At 71.1% G+C, this 15,116-nt stretch carries 17 protein-coding genes and 2 pseudogenes; 4 read left to right on the top strand and 15 right to left on the bottom strand.

Annotation, left to right across the window (positions count from 1 at the left end):
* Positions 1 to 60 precede the first annotated feature (60 nt).
* Positions 61 to 369, top strand: a complete 309-nt coding sequence (locus ACFRMQ_RS00250) for a helix-turn-helix domain-containing protein (RefSeq protein ID WP_380725176.1) — start codon at positions 61 to 63, stop codon at positions 367 to 369.
* A gap of 544 nt (positions 370 to 913) precedes the next feature.
* Here the strand turns inward: ACFRMQ_RS00250 and ACFRMQ_RS00245 are convergent.
* From ACFRMQ_RS00245 to ACFRMQ_RS00210, 8 genes and pseudogenes are all read right to left on the bottom strand, one after another.
* The gene (locus tag ACFRMQ_RS00245; protein WP_380725174.1) at positions 914 to 1,327 is read right to left on the bottom strand and encodes a hypothetical protein; all 414 of its coding nucleotides are present in this window, start codon (positions 1,325 to 1,327) and stop codon (positions 914 to 916) included.
* A 10-nt stretch (positions 1,328 to 1,337) separates the two neighbouring features.
* A complete protein-coding gene (locus ACFRMQ_RS00240) occupies positions 1,338 to 1,961 on the bottom strand; it encodes a hypothetical protein (protein ID WP_380725172.1) in 624 nt (207 codons plus the stop codon).
* Between the two features lie 28 nt (positions 1,962 to 1,989).
* Positions 1,990 to 2,990, bottom strand: a pseudogene (locus tag ACFRMQ_RS00235) (IS5 family transposase).
* On the bottom strand, positions 2,987 to 4,444 hold the full coding sequence (locus tag ACFRMQ_RS00230; RefSeq protein WP_380725170.1) for a hypothetical protein: 1,458 nt from the start codon (positions 4,442 to 4,444) through the stop codon (positions 2,987 to 2,989). The pseudogene ACFRMQ_RS00235 and the gene ACFRMQ_RS00230 overlap by 4 nt, the downstream one beginning before the upstream one ends.
* An 84-nt stretch (positions 4,445 to 4,528) precedes the next feature.
* On the bottom strand, positions 4,529 to 5,386 hold the full coding sequence (locus ACFRMQ_RS00225; RefSeq protein WP_380725168.1) for a phosphoadenosine phosphosulfate reductase family protein: 858 nt from the start codon (positions 5,384 to 5,386) through the stop codon (positions 4,529 to 4,531).
* 320 nt (positions 5,387 to 5,706) lie between these two features.
* Positions 5,707 to 6,177, bottom strand: a complete 471-nt coding sequence (locus tag ACFRMQ_RS00220; protein ID WP_380725166.1) for a DUF3145 family protein — start codon at positions 6,175 to 6,177, stop codon at positions 5,707 to 5,709.
* A 204-nt stretch (positions 6,178 to 6,381) separates the two neighbouring features.
* A complete protein-coding gene (locus ACFRMQ_RS00215; protein WP_380725164.1) occupies positions 6,382 to 6,606 on the bottom strand; it encodes a hypothetical protein in 225 nt (74 codons plus the stop codon).
* Between the two features lie 121 nt (positions 6,607 to 6,727).
* Positions 6,728 to 7,489 carry a hypothetical protein gene (locus tag ACFRMQ_RS00210; protein ID WP_380725162.1) on the bottom strand — a complete coding sequence of 254 codons (762 nt, stop codon included), beginning with the start codon at positions 7,487 to 7,489 and terminating at the stop codon, positions 6,728 to 6,730.
* A 207-nt stretch (positions 7,490 to 7,696) separates the two neighbouring features.
* On the opposite strand from ACFRMQ_RS00210, the gene ACFRMQ_RS00205 reads away from it, so the two are divergent.
* Complete coding sequence (locus tag ACFRMQ_RS00205; RefSeq protein WP_380725160.1) at positions 7,697 to 8,119, top strand: hypothetical protein; 423 nt, start codon at positions 7,697 to 7,699, stop codon at positions 8,117 to 8,119.
* 64 nt (positions 8,120 to 8,183) lie between these two features.
* Here the strand turns inward: ACFRMQ_RS00205 and ACFRMQ_RS00200 are convergent.
* Positions 8,184 to 8,393: pseudogene (locus ACFRMQ_RS00200) on the bottom strand (transposase); the annotation flags it as partial.
* Positions 8,394 to 8,486: 93 nt separating this feature from the next.
* A complete protein-coding gene (locus ACFRMQ_RS00195; RefSeq protein ID WP_380725157.1) occupies positions 8,487 to 8,759 on the bottom strand; it encodes a helix-turn-helix domain-containing protein in 273 nt (90 codons plus the stop codon).
* Positions 8,760 to 8,959: 200 nt separating this feature from the next.
* On the opposite strand from ACFRMQ_RS00195, the gene ACFRMQ_RS00190 reads away from it, so the two are divergent.
* Together ACFRMQ_RS00190 and ACFRMQ_RS00185 are read left to right on the top strand one after the other, a co-directional pair.
* Complete coding sequence (locus tag ACFRMQ_RS00190; protein WP_380725155.1) at positions 8,960 to 10,210, top strand: transposase; 1,251 nt, start codon at positions 8,960 to 8,962, stop codon at positions 10,208 to 10,210.
* Positions 10,211 to 10,349: 139 nt separating this feature from the next.
* Positions 10,350 to 11,000, top strand: a complete 651-nt coding sequence (locus tag ACFRMQ_RS00185) for a hypothetical protein (protein WP_380725153.1) — start codon at positions 10,350 to 10,352, stop codon at positions 10,998 to 11,000.
* Between the two features lie 150 nt (positions 11,001 to 11,150).
* Here the strand turns inward: ACFRMQ_RS00185 and ACFRMQ_RS00180 are convergent, their stop codons facing one another.
* From ACFRMQ_RS00180 to ACFRMQ_RS00160, 5 genes are all read right to left on the bottom strand, one after another.
* Positions 11,151 to 11,837 (bottom strand): GNAT family N-acetyltransferase, encoded by a 687-nt coding sequence (locus ACFRMQ_RS00180; protein WP_380725151.1) that lies wholly within the window; start codon positions 11,835 to 11,837, stop codon positions 11,151 to 11,153.
* A gap of 48 nt (positions 11,838 to 11,885) precedes the next feature.
* The gene (locus tag ACFRMQ_RS00175) at positions 11,886 to 12,335 is read right to left on the bottom strand and encodes a hypothetical protein (RefSeq protein ID WP_380725149.1); all 450 of its coding nucleotides are present in this window, start codon (positions 12,333 to 12,335) and stop codon (positions 11,886 to 11,888) included.
* Positions 12,336 to 12,448: 113 nt separating this feature from the next.
* On the bottom strand, positions 12,449 to 12,901 hold the full coding sequence (locus ACFRMQ_RS00170; protein WP_380725147.1) for a hypothetical protein: 453 nt from the start codon (positions 12,899 to 12,901) through the stop codon (positions 12,449 to 12,451).
* A gap of 485 nt (positions 12,902 to 13,386) precedes the next feature.
* Complete coding sequence (locus ACFRMQ_RS00165) at positions 13,387 to 14,688, bottom strand: PH domain-containing protein (RefSeq protein WP_380725145.1); 1,302 nt, start codon at positions 14,686 to 14,688, stop codon at positions 13,387 to 13,389.
* Positions 14,685 to 15,116 carry a PH domain-containing protein gene (locus tag ACFRMQ_RS00160; RefSeq protein WP_380725143.1) on the bottom strand — a complete coding sequence of 144 codons (432 nt, stop codon included), beginning with the start codon at positions 15,114 to 15,116 and terminating at the stop codon, positions 14,685 to 14,687. The genes ACFRMQ_RS00165 and ACFRMQ_RS00160 overlap by 4 nt, the downstream gene beginning before the upstream one ends.

The raw sequence follows: 15,116 nt of genomic DNA, 5'->3' as shown, positions 1-15,116 counted from the left end.
GACAGCTCTGGCTATCCGGCTGAGGCGATACTCGTAGCATCGTCAAGGGGAGAGAGCACCATGGATGAGCACCTGGCATCACTACTCGGCATTGACTCGGACGACCCGGATGTCCAGCACGCTTATGAAGACGCGGAAGCCCTTATGCAGCTCATCCAGACGCTCGTGGCGCACCGGAAGTCCGCCAAGCTCACGCAGGAGGCTGTTGCCGACAAGATGGAGACGACGCCGTGGGCCGTGTCGGAGTTCGAACGGCTGGGTGGAGATCCTCGCTTGTCGACGGTCATGAGATACGCGCGGGCGGTTGGCCTGAATATCGACGTCACGGCGGGCGTCGACTACGAGGTCACCCGGCCGCCGGGCAGCTGAACGCAGGTCACGGAGTGCGAGAGCGTGTCCCCGAGCCTATCCGGCCGCCAGAGGGCCGCAGGACAACGTGGCGTGGCTGCACTGTGACCAGGAGCTGGTCTCCTCTCCGCCATCGGCGGCTTTGGAGCTGCGGGCGGGACTCGGGCCAGCAGCATGCGGAAGAGCGGCCGGTCGGCGGCAGTTCGGGGCACGCGGGCAGGTCCAAGCCGGATCGGCGAGGACGCGGTCCCGAGGCCAGGGCGGCGTCCAACAGCGCGAGCGCGTGCCCGGAGGGGAACAGCACGCTGCCACCATGACGCAGCCTGGTCGGTCGGCGTTGGTCATTGTTGTCGGCCGGTTCCCATGGGCCCCAAGCCGTCGCCACGTACGGAGCAAGTACCTCCAGCGCCTGCTCGTGTTCGCCCCGCCGGCCCGGCAGCCGGGCCCACTCCAGCGCGCAGAACCACTCGCCGCAGCTGCCCTGGGCTTCAACCTCCCGCTCGTAGCCGAGTCCGAGCAGCCGGGTGACGAGCGACGGGGGACGCTTCCGGACAGTGTTCGCCGACTATCCGGGGTTGTAGTGACGTTCCCACAGGTCGGCTCCTGCTCGGAGACGCGTGCGGATGGCGCCGGGGTCGGCTGTCTGGGCCGCGCCGGATCGTACCGCGGGCCGACGAGTCGGGTTTCCGATCGCGTCGAGGAGAGGGAGGAGGGACGCGGGCATGGCCGGCGCTACACGGACGAGGTCGGAGCCCGTCCAGCGGACGGTGGTTCCGGGTACGAACGTGAGGCCGCCGTCGTGGTCGTCGGGGTCGGCCCTGTACCGAGGCCGCAGGCGCAGGTAGCCGGGGCGGGCCTGGGCAGGGTCGGGTTCGACGCACCATCCGAGCGGTCTGAGCCAGCTGTCGAGGGCGGTGATGTCGTTCGGGTCGGCCGGCAACGTGAACATGGTCCGGGTGCTGGCCAGCGGTTCGGTCATGGGGGCGAGCCTATCGGGGCGGTCGGTCGGTCGCGTCGGATTCACCGGCCGGCCTGGTCCCGGTGTCCGTGACGCGGTAGACGGGGCGGTCGGGCGACGGGGGCAGGTCCGGGCGAACGGTGGTGCGCCGAATCCACCGGCGCTCCTTCGTGTAGGTCTTGCCTTCGACGGCGTCGTCCTTGTAGACGGGGCCGACGAAGTTGCCAGCGGCGTCTCGGATGCCGATACGCACGCCTGGCTTCCAGTAGGCGCGCCGGGTGGTGGAGTGGGTGAGCGGGGTTCCGGTGCCGCTGGGATCCCGGGGCGTGGCGGCTTCGTCCGGGGGTGGTGTGTAGTCGAGGACGCGCATGCGGTGCAGAGCGCCGGCCTTGACCGCCGGGTCCCGGGCGAGGCGCTTGAGCCCGTTCGCCGATCCCGGCTTGCCGGAGGTGGTCGGGGTCGGTGGTTCGGGCGCGTTCAGCCACCGGGCCCAGGCGAGTTGCGCGGCGTAGGAGTACAGGAGCCGGCCGGCCGGATGGCTGCCGTAGGCGGCGGGCTGCAGGTACCAGCGGTGGGTGCCGCGGTCGTCGACGTCGGTGACGAGGATCAGGCCCATGGTGGTGTCGAGGGTGCCGTCGCCGTGGGCGGCGAGCACCGCGCCTAGGGCGCGTATTCAGTCGTGATCAATGGGCTCGAGTGAGGTCTTTGATCCAGATCATCGCGCCGCGGAGGTGGAGGCCGGCGAGGTAGCTTTCCGGGGTCTTGTCGAACCGGGTGGCGATGCCTCGCCAGGCCTTCAGCTTGTTGATCAGGCGCTCGACGGTGTTCCGCTCCTTGTAGAGCTCGGCATCATGGCTGACCGGCCGGCCGCCCTTGCTGCCCTTCTTCTTCCGGTTGGCGCTCTGGTCCTTCTTCTCCGGGATGACCGCCTTGATCCGGCGTTTTCGCAGGTGGGCGCGGTTGCCGCGTGACGAGTAGGCCTTGTCCCCGGCTACCGCGTCCGGCCGGGTGCGGGGCCGGCCGACGGGCCCGCGGACCCGGACCTTCTTCAGCACGGGGATGAACTGCGGGCTGTCCGCAGCCTGGCCCTCGGTCAGAACGAGCACCAGCGGGCGGCACTTCCGGTCGCCGGCGCAATGGACCTTGCTAGTCTGCCCGCCCCTGGAGCGTCCGAGCAGAGCGGCCTTCAGCCGGAGCCTGCTCCGACGCCGGATACGTCGCCGTTCCTCCCGTTCCGGGTCATCTGAGGCGTCCCGCCCGTCTTGTTCCTCCGGGCCTCCCCCTTTTGCCGGGCCTTCTCCGCCTCCTCAGCGGCCTTCTCCAGGGCGTCCATGGTGTCGGAATCGAGGTGCATCCCGGCGGCGTCATGATGGGCCCGCACAGTGGTGGAGTCCACGCTGACCAGGGATAAGTCCACCTCGCCACGCTTCGCGGCTTCCGCGATCACGCCCTCCATTAGAGCTTCGAAGACACCGGCGTCCCTCCACTGCCGGAACCGATTCGAGACGGTCGACCAGGCGCCGAACTCCCTCGGCATCTCCCGCCACTGGGCGCCGGAGCGGAACCGCCAGATCACCCCCTCGAACTGCTGCCGCAGCCGCTCCGGGTACGGGCCGTACTCGCCGATCGGCAGGTACGGCCCGATGAACTCCCACTCCGCATCCGTCAGTTGCGCTCGCGTCACACACCACGGTCTACCGGATCAGGACCCGCCGCGAGGGTGAATCGCACAGATTGATCACGACCGAATACGCGCCCTAGGACGGCCTGCTCGCGGCCGACCACGACACCGTGGGCCGTCATGACCTCGAGTTCGTCGTCGCCCGCGGCGATCACCCGTACCGGGACCGGCTCGTGGTGAACCAGGGACCATCCACCGGGCAGCCGCAGGTTCTGGTGGCTGTCGGCGTCGAGCTCGGCGGTGGTTGCGACATCGAGGGCGAGGCCGGCGGGGATGAAGTGGCTGCTGTCGATCGCGAGGTAGGCCGCGGTGGTGGCCAGCGCGGCGATGCGGTGGGCGAGGCGGGTGGCAGGGCTGCGTCGGCGGTCGGGCTGGAAGTCCGCTGCGGTGACGAGGCCGGCGCGCAGGGCGCTGACGTGCGTGGGCAGCAAGCCGCGGAGGTCGGGGCTGAGGCGGTCGGGCGTGACGCGCGCGAAGGTGCGGTCCCACTGCCAGTCGGCCTCTCGGGTGCTCAGCAGCAGGGTGGCCAGGCTCAGGCCGGGGCCGTCGCCGGCGGCCGGGATGTGGAGCTGGCTGCGGTGCTCGAGTGGCAGCTCCGTCCAGGTCAGTCCGTGCCCGGCGGAGAGGACGGTGCTGGCTCCGCTGTCGGCCATGATCCGGTGGGTCCAGCTCATGAGACCGGCTTCCAGATCGTAGCCGGAGTCGACCGACCCGAACCAGAAGTTTTGCCAGGCCGGTCCGCTGTCGACGAGTCCGACGGCCGTCAGGTCGGTGCCGGCGCTCCGTGGGGAGGGCAGGGCCCGGCCGTCTCCCGACACAGCGGGGGCGGCGAGCTGGCTGCGCATCGCGGAGGCGACGTCAGGGGCGAAGGCCCGTAGCAGGGCGGGGTCGATGTCGGGGTGGAAGAGCAGGACGAGTTCGCCGCGGTCCTCGCAGTCCGTGAGGGCGGCGTGGTCGGCGGCCAGGATCGCGGTGTCGACCGTCATGGTGTCCACGGCCTGGACCGTCACGTGGCGCCCGCGCGCTACGGCGCCCGCTTGCATCAGAGCCACGGTCGCGACCTGGGTGCAGGGGCCGGGAGCGAGGGCGGAGACGAGGCCGGCGTCGCTGTGCGAGGCGACGGAGATCAGCAGCGCGCCGTGACGCGCTGCGATCGCGAGATGGACATCCGGGTCGTCCTGGACCAGTGGGTGGGCGGCGGCCTCGACCCTGGTCCAGGAGCCCGGCTCGAGCACCTGAACCCGGCCGTCCGCGGTGTGGCTGATGGTGGAGGAGTCGACCAGCACCTCGTTGGCGGCGGCCTCGACCGCCTCGGCCGCGGTCTGGCACCCGGGGCAGATGACCGCTCTGAGGACCCCACGATCGAAGTCGCCGTTCCACGCCGTCTTGTCGGCCGCATCGTCGTGGCTGCGCCCGCAGCGTGAGCATCGGAGGGGGTTGGCGGTCCGTCGGAGCATGGGCGTCATCGTGCCCGACCGGAGGGCCTGTTCGGGCGGTTTTGCCCTAGAAGGGCGACGATCTCGTCGCCGGGCAGAGAGGAGTCAGATGGCGAGGGCGAGGTTGCGGCGCCATTCCTGTACGGCGTCCTCGCCCAGGTGCCGGCGCAGCGCGTCTCCGCGCTCCCAGGTGAGTGGTCCGTCGAGGGCGTCGAGCATGCGGGCTGCGGCGACGACACCGCCCAGGGTGATGCCGGGCTTGAAGGTGTGGCCGATCCGGCGTTCCAACTCGGTGTAGACCTCGGGCGCGGTCAGCCCGAGTGCGAAGCATGCCCGGCTGGCCAGGATCAGCGCGGATTCGGGCGCAACGACGCAGTAAATGCACGAGAGCCGGTCGAGCCCGCAGTCGTACACCGGGTGGTATTCCAGGCCGTGGTCGCGGATCTCCTGCCAGACCTCGTCGCTGGTGAGGTCGTGGATGATGTTCCAGCTCAGGATGAGGCGCCGGCCGCTGCTGGCCCTGGTGTCGATGCTCAGGACGGGCTTGAGGGCACGGGCCCGGGATTCGCCGCCGCGCACCCCGTAGACCGACAGCAGCAGCGCCTGGCCGTCGAGGCCGAGCGCGGTGGCGACCTGCGTGTACAGGTGCGCGCTGGCGTCGCGCTTCAGCGTGGAGGTGCACAGTCTGCGCGCGGCGTCGGGCCACATCCCGCGGTTCTCGACCATGCCGAGGAATCCGCCCGGGGCGGCGACGACGACGAAGCGCAGCCCGTACCGTTCCGCCTGGCGCTGGGCGAGCTCGCGCACCCCCGGCCATTCGGTGCCGGGTCCGAGGTCGGCGTGGACGACAACCACCTTGTCCAGGCACCCGGCCGCCTTGGCCGCCATGACCGTCCGGTGCAGCGCCACGACCGAGTCCTTGCCTGCGGAGGTGTGCACCAGCACGGCGTCGGCCCGGCGCATCAGCGCCTCTTGATCCGCGCCGAGACCGGCGAGGAACGTGGTGGAAGCGTCGCGCGCCGGGCCGCGGAAACGGCTCTGGTGAACCGTGTGCCAGGCCGTGCGCCAGGCGGCGTCGTCGTGGCGGAACCTGCGGCCGGCGGCCCGGAGGCGAAGGTGAGCGGCGCGCAGCTTCGGGCCCGTGAGATCGCGGCGCGTGGCCCGACGGGCTGTGCGCACGGCCCCGCCGCTCTGGATGCCCAGACGGAGGCAGTTCAGGAGTACGGCCTCAGGGGAGGACCCGGTCCCGGTGGGGGCCGGTCCGGGCCCGGACGAGCGGTGCGCTACCACCGGCGGTCGAACGCGGCGAGCTGCGCCAGGACGTCGGCGCCGAACTGCCTGCGCCCTTCGGTGGCGAGCCACATCTCGACGGTGATGCCGCCCGGAGCCTCGCGCAGGCTCTCCGCCACCTTCCGTACCGGGATGAGGAGTTCCCCCTCGGCGTTGCACGCTCCCTCGTGTGTACCGGTTCCCGGGACGTGGCCGACGTAGTGGCCGTCGGCAGCCGAGGGGAAGGGGTCCTGCCAGAGCTCGAAGACGGCGCTGGGGGCGGCGTGCTTCAGCGCGGCGGCGAGCGCGGCCGAGCTGCCGAGCAGCGCCTCGACGTCCATGTAGCGGGTACTGAGCGCGAGGCTGTCCGGCGAGTGGGCCTCGTCGTCGCGTCCGACGTACTCGGCGAGGGTCTCCAGGATGGCGGGATGGTCGGCGGGGTCGGCCTTGTGCACGTAGCACTGCAGCGGCGAACGGTTGCCCATGGGCTGGGGTCTCCTTGTCAGGCGGGAAGGTGCTGGCTGCTGGCCGCGGCGCAGCGGGGCCGGTTCGGCCGGCCCGGTGTTGTCCGGCTTGGGGGTCTTGGAGTGGTACTCGGCGGGGCGGGCACCCCCGCCCCGGGGCCGGTGGAGCGGCGGAGGCGTGAACGAGGTCTTGGCCGTTGTCGGCTGCGCCACGTGTGTGGCCTCCTACTCGCGTCCCTCATTGCTCAGCAGGCCCATGTACCGCAGCCGCTGCTTCTCGTCCCACCACTCGGCGTCCTCGCGGGCCTTGGCAGCCGTGTTTCGGGCCTTGCGTTCCCTGCTGCGCCGGTACTCGTCGATCGCGCAGAACGCGAGAACGAACGCAACGGCCGCGATCAGGACGATCCAGCTTGGGATGTCGGAGAGCGGGGTCAAGCCGACGGAGTACATCTGACTTCGCTCCTTGGCGGTTGTTGGTGATGTGCGCGTCGTGCGGTGTGATGACCGCTGGTCGATGGCGCAGCGAAGCCACGACGGGCGCCGAAACGGGGCCGGTGTCCGCGAGCGCGGGTCAGGGCAGGACGACCTGCAGTGAGTCGCGGTCGGGCTCGGTGGCGATCCCGGCATCGCGCAGCAGCTCGGCGACCCGGTCGCGGAGGCCGCCGTCTGCGGTCCACTGGTCGGCCCGGCCCCGGTTCGCGATCGCTTCCTCCCAGGTGGCATACCACCAGTGGACGCTGACGGAACCGCCGCCGACGTGGACGTCGACCCCGGAGGTAGCGGGGGTGCTGCGCGAGGCGAGGGGCACGGCAGAGTCGGCCTGCTGGAGGGCATCGCGGACCTGCTTGCCGACGGCGGCGACCTCCTCCATCCGCTGCCGGTTGTTCTCCTGGAACTGCTCCAGCTCGTCGACGGTCGCCGGGTGGTAGGTCGTGAAGGTGTCGTTCGGGTAGCGCAGGACCAGGGAGCCGTCGGAGTGCCGCTCGACGCGGTCGCGGCCGTGGCCGAACACCCGACGGCGCAGTTCCCAGTGGTGGAGCGCGTTCCGATGGCCCTCGACGCCCGGCATGGTGCTCGGCGCGCTGATGTACTGGTCGTGGCTGACAGCCTCGGCGGCGAACCGGGCGTCGGCCAGACGGGTAGCCAGCTGCTCCTCCGCCGGGTCCTTGCCCTCGGAGGCCAGTTTGTCCAGGGCCGCGAGGATGGCGGTGGGGCCGGTGGGCCCGGCGCGGCGGCGTACCTCCCGGTAGCGCTCCTCCAGGGACTTCGGCAGTGTCCAGTCGTTCTCGATCAGGGAGAGGGCCAGGGCGTCAGCCGGCGATGAGGTCGTCAAGGGGTGGCTCCGTAGGAAGGCGGTCGCTGTGAGAAATAAGTTACAGCGCTAATGGTGATTGTGCAACTCGTGCGACTGGGGCGGGAGCCGTAATTGACAGGGGCATGGCTTATCTGAAGGTGTTGCGAGAGTTCTTGCAGCTCAGGGGCATGATCGCGTTGTAAGGCAAGTAGGGCATGTGTCTCGGTCTGGACGTACCGTGGAGGCATGGACGGGCGGGTGCGCCGGTGCGCGTACTGCTGGAACCCGCTGCGCGTAGGTGCGCGGAGCGACGCCCGGTACTGCTCGGCGCGGTGCAAGGCGGCGGCCCGCCGCAGGCGGCGTCACTTCCTTGAGGCTGTCGCCATCGGCCTGTGGTTCACCCAGGGCATCGAGACCGAGCACGTGGTGCGCTGCCCCGCCTGCGGCCGCCGCTTCGCCCACGGGCACGGCCACCGCCGCGACGCCGTGTACTGCTGCGGCGCCTGCCGGCAGGCGGCGTACCGGGCCCGGAAGGCCGAGCGGGTACGCGAAGCCGTAACGGCGGGGCCCGGTGTTACGGGTGCCGGGACCGGCTACATGCTGCTGACCAGCAGAAAGGGCGGGGTCGAGATGGGGTCGACGGGCACCTCGCTAGCGATCATGGGGTAGGTGTTGCGGCACTTCGGCCGAACCACCGCGACTCTTGCCCGCCCAGTGCGGCCCACTGGGCTCCGATGTCGCCGATCTCGTCGTCTCCAACCAAGCGTGTGACGACCGTGCCGTGGCGGGTGGTGGCCACCACGTGGATGACGTCGGCCTGCTCCAGCTCATAGCGCCAGCCCTTGCTGTTGCCGTAGCCGGCACCCGCGGTCACCCACCGGAACCGGGTCTTGCCGTCGATCGCCCGGCGCACCATTCGCCGGGCGAGCTGGACCTTCGCGGCCTGCCGGTGTGCCCGCAGGAAGTGCGGAGCGCCTGTTGTCCACCCGGCGCCGACTGGTCGGGCCTGCGGGTTGTAAGTACCCCCGGAGGGTGATCAACTCTCGATGGTGGGCGGGCGGTGGGCAACCCTTCGGTACAGGTTGGCCGGGTAGAGCGAAGTCCCGGTCGCGATCTCGAGAAGCAGGATCGTGCCCAGGTCGGGAAGTACTTCTCCGCGCTTCAGATGTCCGATGGTCGGATGCGAGAGGCCGGCCGCCTTCGCCACCGCACGGTCGGTGAGCCGGCCGGCCTCCATCGCGGCGTGCAGATTCCGGGCGAACTCAAGGCCGATCAGCGCGCTTGGCGGTGCGTCCGGGGTGAGGGTCACGTTGGGCCATGAGCCCGAGACGACGTAGTTCGCGGGAGGCTGGTGCCGGGGGCCGCGGGGCATGCACCCCTCCCATTCCGATTCCTCCAACGCTCTGACCCCTTTCATTCTCCCCTGCGGTGCGGCGGTGGGGCACGCGCCCCGCCTGTGGTAAATCTATTTACCACTATGGACGTTAGTTCGATTGAGGTGGGGGTGTCATGGGCGGCCGTCTAGGCCCTCTGTACGCCGGGATCGATTGGTCGGAGAACCTGAACGACCTCTCGGTCATTGACCAACGCGGGCAGGTGATCGCCACAGCGCGCGTAGCCGAGACGCCGGACGGTGTGCGGGAGATCCTGAAGACCCTCTCCGGCCTGAAGAGCAGCCACCAGCACAGTCGGCGCAGGGTGCCCATCGCGATCGAGACCGAGCACGGCCTGCTGGTCGCCGCGCTGCGCCAGGCCGGGCAACCCGTGGTGGTGGTGCCTCCGCTGGTGGTCGCCGCCTACCGCGGAAGGGCCGGCGCGGCGAAGTCGAAGTCCGACAAGGCGGATGCGGCCCTGCTGGCCGATATCCTCCGGACGGACGGGCACAACCACCGCCCTCTGCCGCAGAACTCGGACCTGGCCTATGCGATCCGGTCCCTGGCCCGCGCGCAGGTCAAGGCGAATCGGACGCGCCAGTTCCACCTGCTGCGGCTTCGCTCACAGCTGCGGCTCGTTCATCCGGCGGCGCTGGCCGCCTGGGGGCACCTGCCCGGTGGCATCGCACGGGGCGAGGCTCGCGAGGTGATCGCAGCGGCGCCCACGAGCCGGTCGGCCGCACGGCTGAGCAAGAGACGCCTGTACGACCTTCTGGCAGCCGGAGGTCGGACCCGCAACCTCGACGACCACGCGGCCCGACTCTTCACCGAGTTCCGGCTACCCGTCCTGAAGCAGTCGCTGCTGCTGGAGGAAGCGATGGGCGAGGATGTTCGGGTGTCGGTCAGCCTGCTGAACGCAGCCACCGATCACGCGGAGCACCTGGCAGGCCTTGCCGTGCAGGCCTTCGACCGCCACCCGCAGGCCGACATCTACCGCTCCTTTCCCGGAGTCGGCCGCCTCACGGGGCCGAGGCTGCTGGCCGAACTCGGGGACGCGCCCGACCGCTTCGCCACGGCGCGCGGACTGCGAGGGTACGCCGGGGCCTCGCCGCTCACCTGGACGAGCAGCAGCAGCCGGCTGGTCTTCCACCGCCGACGCGGCGCCAACAGCCATCTCAAGTCCGCCGGGCATCACTGGGCGTTCTCGGCGATCGGCCGCTCACCCGGTGCCCGGGACCACTACGACCGTCGGCGTGCCGCCGGCGATCGGCACACCGCCGCACTTCGGCACACCTTCGGCCGATTGCTGACCTGCCTGCACCACTGCCTCGCCAAGAACGAGCACTACCGCGAGGACGCCGCCTGGCCGCACAGCGCCGGTGACTGAACGCCGTGGCGCCGCCGACGGGCGGCCGGGGACACGCCTGATGATTCACCCCGGGCCATCGAGCCCTTACGCGGGTACGGCACCCCGGCCGCCTCTCGGCCGAACCACGGCCACCACCGGGCCAAAGAAGGCGAGCACGATGCGCGACCTGCTGGATGAGACCTACCTGAGCGACCTCTGCCGCCACCTCGCCGAAGAACCTCCCCGCGGCGGCGGTTGGATCACTCGGGCCCGTGCCTGGGCAGCACCGCCGAACGGCACGGTGCGCGGTGCCTGGCTGCGAGTCGTTTCGGAGCCCGTCACCCTCTTCCGCACGGCCGAGGAGGCCGGCCTGCCGATCCCGCCGGACAGCCGGGGCGCCGACGACCCGTGGCTCCAGGTCGTCCAGGACAACGCCCTCGCAGCCACCCTGGCCGTCCATGCCGCACTTGCCGTCACCGCGCCCGACGGGCAGGCACACCGCCCCGGCGGCCCCAGCATCGGAACCGTGCTCGGCGACCAGCGCCGCCGAGGAGGGGTCCACGCCATCTCGCTGGACATGACGCTGGAACTCCTCGCTCGTCGGAACCGCAACGCCCTGATGAGGGTCGTCGCGCTCGCCCAGCGGGCGCGGGGATCGCAGGTCGACCTTCGGACGGTCGCGGCATTGGCGTACAGCCGACCGGGCACATCCGGGCACCAACACCTCACGGCGAACCCGACCGGGCACTGGCCCTATGCCTTGGAACAGGCCCGCTCCTGGTCCCCGGCCGATCAGGTCCTCCGTGATGCACTGGCGGTCGGCCAGTAGCAGCCGATCGCCCCGTTGGTCCAGGTCGACGGCGGGAACACCTGTGGTGGGGAGGACCGGCTCGCTAGCGAACGATCGTGGCCGTGACCGCGGCCGCGCCAGCGAGGAGGTGGCCGCTGGCGTGGCCGCGGAAGCCCTGGGGCAGAGCGCTCACCCTGCGGGTTCGCACAAGCGGCCGGCGAGGAAGAAGGTCCCCGGGCGAAGGTGCGTGCGCGGGAGGAGCCCGCAGATCACGGGCGCCGGCAGCCCCGGAACGCTCTGCAGACGTACACGGCGCTCGAGCGGTTTCGTCGAGATCAGGCTGTCGCCCACCTGCTGCGCGAACAGCGGCAAGGGATCCGGAAGGTTCAGGATGACGGCCGGGCCCGCGGTGTATCCCAGGCCCGCGAAGTAGGGCTCCAGAGGCGGTGTGTGGTCCATGCCGAGCACGCCGTACCCGGCCCGGGCGCAGCGGCGCTCGGCATGGCGGATCAGGGTGGTGCCGATGCCGCTTCCACGATGGCCGGGGTGGACGGCGACTCCTCCGATGGCACAGAACCGGGCGACCAGCACATCCACGAGGTTCTCGTCGTGGCGTGTGGCGTCGTGCTCGAAGAACCAGCGCGGGGGGCCGGCGGCCAGTGCGCCGATGGGGTTGCCGTCGGTCGTGCGCGCGATCAGGCACAGGTAGCGGCCGTGCGTCAGCGGCCCGCCGGGCCGGCTGGCGAGCACGTGGCGGGCGTAGTCGTAGGGGGCGGGGTTGCCGGGATCCGCCGGGGCGAGCAGGGACAGGAAGTCCGCGGTGTCGTGGCGGGTGGCGTCGTGGACGGTGAAGGTGGGGCGGTGCTTGCGTGCCATGGGTCCTCAGGTGTTCAGGGTTCGGTGAGGCTGTTGGGTGTCGGCCGCCTACGGGCTGGGGAGGGTCGCGATGGCGTCGCCGAGGCGAGTGCGGTAGGCGTGGCCGTTCTCGCCGTCCGGTCCGGTGGTGGCCGAGGCGGCTCCGTCCGGGGCGCGGGCCTCCACGAGGTGGAGCGCGCGCAGGCTGTGGACGGTCTGCCAGCGGGTTCTGGGGCTGAGCCCGCCGTCGGTGGCCACGTCGGTGGTGAGCGCGGCGAGCTGCGGCGCGGTGAGGGCGGCCCGGCGGCCTTCGAGCGTGATCGTCAGCGCGCTGTCGTGCCGCTCCCGGGCGTCGGGGGGAGTGAGACGGTAGCCGTCGCCGTCTTCGGCGTAGGCGTATCCGGCCTCCAGCAGCACGCCGCGGCCGCGGCGGCTGATGCCGGCCGGCAGGCTCCCCTGCGGGTCTGCGCTGGCCTTGCGGAGGTGCGCAATCAGCGTGGGGGACAGCTCGGTGGTCATGGGTCTCCTCAGGGGCTGCCGCGTCAAAGAGCGTGCTGTGTCCGGGCGATGACGGCGGTGGCCTGCTGTCTGGCCGGGCGGCCCCGCGTTCGGTGGGGCCGCCCGGAGTGCGGTCAGGTGGAGGGCTTGATCTCGTGGAAGGGGGTGGTGAGCGGCTGGACGGGGGATTCGGGGTCGGCGTCGACGCGCTCGGCGCCGAAGTGCCGCCGCGCTGCGGTGTAGGCGGCGGCCGGGTTCTCCGCGTGGAGGGTGTAGGAACTGATCCCCTCGCCGTACTGCGCGGTGTAGAAGTCGGCGAAGAGGTCGTCGTTCCAGTCGTGCGCGATCTCGGGCACGATCCCGAGCAGGACCATCCGCCAGCCGTAGTCGGCGAACACGACGCACCAGCGGTCGCGGCCGGTGGCCGGGTAGGTGGTGCGGCGCATCTGGCGCAGCTGCTCGGTCGTCTGCCTGGCATCCCGGTCGTCGTGCTCGCTCCAGGTCCAGGAGTGGCTGCCGATGTGGAACAGGCCGTCGTCGTCGGGCTCGATGTGTTCGACCGTGGGAAGGCCGTCCTCGGACCACATGGTGGAGCGGATCTCGACCTCGCCGTCGGCGACGTGGACGGTCTCCCAGGCGCTGGGGTCGTTCGACTCGGCGGCGAGGCGCTGGGTGTCGAGGGCGATCTTGCGGGCTGTTTCCAGGGTGAAGCGGGGGCAGGCCCAGCCGTTCCAGGTCAGCTCGCTGGTCTGGGCGGGGTAGGGGCCGAGGAATTCGTCGAGGTGGACGAGATTGGGCAGCCAGGACAGGCGGGTTTCGGTCAGGATGGGCTCCTCGTTCGAGCGGACCGACGGTCGGTCCAGGAGCCCGGCGCCGCCTCAGTCGAGGGGCGCCAGGGCTCGGCTCTCGGCGAGGCCGGGGGTGGGAACGGACGGCACGGTCGAATTCCCGGGTGAGCGAAGCATCTTCACGGGAAATAATTTACAGCACTAGCCCGTGTGATGCAACTGCCTGGTCGACGGAGGGCAACCCATCAGCGAGCCTCACCCTGGCCGACACCCCCGCCCACGCGTCACTCGTCCGAGACGGCCACCGGGACCTCCGGACCGCGGCCGCTCCTGGCCCGCAACTGCTCGGCGAGGTGAGCAGCCTCGATGACGTCCCGGTGCCGGGCCGCAGGGTTCGGTCCACCCGCCAGGGCGATCTCCACGGTAGCCAGGCCGAGCCGACGCTGCCACGGGCCCTGCACGACCTCGACCTGCTGCACCTTGGCCGCCGGCCAGACGTGGACGACGCTGCGCAGGAACAGCCCGCGCCACACGGCGGCAAATCCGGGGCGGACCACGGCGGAAAGCATGCGGCTGCGCAGCGTCGCCCACCGGGCCCGGCGCGGCGTCGGGCACTGGGCCCGCACGACCTCCACCGCCTCCTCGCCCCACAGCCCTTCCACCAGTTCCTCGGCCTGACGGCGGGTGGCCACCGGAGCGAGCATGGCCAGCCCCCGGTGGCCGGGGACCGCCAACGAGATCCTCACCCAGTCACGCCGGCGCCAGAGCACGGGCTGGGTCAGGACCACCGCCTGGATGCGCTCGTGGCGCAGCGTGCTGTGCCGGTGGTTGAACAGTCCATGGTCGACGCGGTAGCCACTCCGGTGCGCCGTCACGGTCCAGCCGTGCCAGGCCGGCCAGCGCCCTGCGGTCAACTTCCATGCCCAGCCCAGTGAACCGGCCAGAGACAGGAGCGCCAACGGCTCGCCGAGGACCAGATACGGCACGGCGCCGAGTGCGAGGGCCGCCGCCACGTGCGCCATGGTGTGGGCGTCCAGGAGGATCGACAGGCCGAGCATCCGGGCCGGGACGGACAGGATTTCCCGCGCGTCGTCGGGCCGGGCGGCCTGCCGGTGCGCGGGCTCGGCGGATGCCGCCATGTGGCGCCGCATCTCGGTGCGCAGGGCCTGCGCCTGGACCATGCCGAGGTAGGCGAGGTCGGCGCTGCGCCCGGCGACCGACACGCGCAGCGTGCACACGCCGATCAGCCTTCCGAGCAGGGGTCGGTGGACGTCGACCTCCTGGACATGCGCCAGCTCGAACCGGCGGTGCCGGTGGAAGAGGATGCCGCTGTGTACCTGCAGCGCCTGGGGCGTCAGCTGCCAGGAGGTCCTGAGCCAGGAGGTGAAGCCGTAGCTGGCGGCGAGCAGGGTGACAAGGCCGGCGGTGAGGGCGAGAACCCATGCCGGCAGGTCCACGACGAGGTCGATCCAGTCGTGCATGTCGCGGAAGAGGAAGGTGACCGCTCCGGTGGCCGCCGCCCAGGTGCGGCGCCACGGGGTGACAGGGTGCAGCCGTCCTTTCATGAGCACCTGCTCGCCGCTCACAGCGGAACCTGCCCGTTCCTGGCGACCGCCGTCAGCCGGTCGCGGATCTCCTCGGCCTGCTCGGTGGAGACATGGGCGATCGCGAGTGCGTAGTAGGAGCCCGTCGCCACACTGACGGTGGCGAGCCTGAAGCGGCGCTGCACCGGGCCCGAGTGGACCGTGATGGTCTGGATGCGCCCGTAGGACAGGCTCTCGATGTGGCGCGTCCACAGCCCTGCACGAACCCACAGGTCGGTCTCGGTGAGGCTGTAGCCGCTCCAGGACCAGGCCGCGCGCAGCCGGACCCAGCGAAGGCTGGCCCAGACCACCACGGTCGCGCTGAGAACCCACCAGGGCCACACGGGGACGGCCGGGGTCAGGAACGTCACCGCCTCGCCGGCGAGCGCGACCGCCGGGGCAGCGAGTGCCGCCGGGAGGACTGTGCTCAC

This window comes from Kitasatospora sp. NPDC056783 (genome assembly GCF_042789895.1).
Taxonomy (GTDB): domain Bacteria; phylum Actinomycetota; class Actinomycetes; order Streptomycetales; family Streptomycetaceae; genus Kitasatospora.
Note: the sequence above shows the minus strand (reverse complement) of the source record. Positions and strands in the feature narration are given on the sequence as shown.

What these genes read in the sequence shown, in the direction of transcription:
- ACFRMQ_RS00250 (WP_380725176.1), top strand. Translation starts at nt 61, where the DNA reads ATGGATGAGCACCTGGCATCACTACTCGGCATTGACTCGGACGACCCG.
- ACFRMQ_RS00245 (WP_380725174.1), bottom strand. Translation starts at nt 1,327, where the DNA reads ATGACCGAACCGCTGGCCAGCACCCGGACCATGTTCACGTTGCCGGCC.
- ACFRMQ_RS00230 (WP_380725170.1), bottom strand. Translation starts at nt 4,444, where the DNA reads ATGCTCCGACGGACCGCCAACCCCCTCCGATGCTCACGCTGCGGGCGC.
- ACFRMQ_RS00225 (WP_380725168.1), bottom strand. Translation starts at nt 5,386, where the DNA reads ATGCGCCGGGCCGACGCCGTGCTGGTGCACACCTCCGCAGGCAAGGAC.
- ACFRMQ_RS00220 (WP_380725166.1), bottom strand. Translation starts at nt 6,177, where the DNA reads ATGGGCAACCGTTCGCCGCTGCAGTGCTACGTGCACAAGGCCGACCCC.
- ACFRMQ_RS00215 (WP_380725164.1), bottom strand. Translation starts at nt 6,606, where the DNA reads ATGTACTCCGTCGGCTTGACCCCGCTCTCCGACATCCCAAGCTGGATC.
- ACFRMQ_RS00205 (WP_380725160.1), top strand. Translation starts at nt 7,697, where the DNA reads ATGGACGGGCGGGTGCGCCGGTGCGCGTACTGCTGGAACCCGCTGCGC.
- ACFRMQ_RS00190 (WP_380725155.1), top strand. Translation starts at nt 8,960, where the DNA reads ATGGGCGGCCGTCTAGGCCCTCTGTACGCCGGGATCGATTGGTCGGAG.
- ACFRMQ_RS00185 (WP_380725153.1), top strand. Translation starts at nt 10,350, where the DNA reads ATGCGCGACCTGCTGGATGAGACCTACCTGAGCGACCTCTGCCGCCAC.
- ACFRMQ_RS00180 (WP_380725151.1), bottom strand. Translation starts at nt 11,837, where the DNA reads ATGGCACGCAAGCACCGCCCCACCTTCACCGTCCACGACGCCACCCGC.
- ACFRMQ_RS00175 (WP_380725149.1), bottom strand. Translation starts at nt 12,335, where the DNA reads ATGACCACCGAGCTGTCCCCCACGCTGATTGCGCACCTCCGCAAGGCC.
- ACFRMQ_RS00170 (WP_380725147.1), bottom strand. Translation starts at nt 12,901, where the DNA reads ATGTGGTCCGAGGACGGCCTTCCCACGGTCGAACACATCGAGCCCGAC.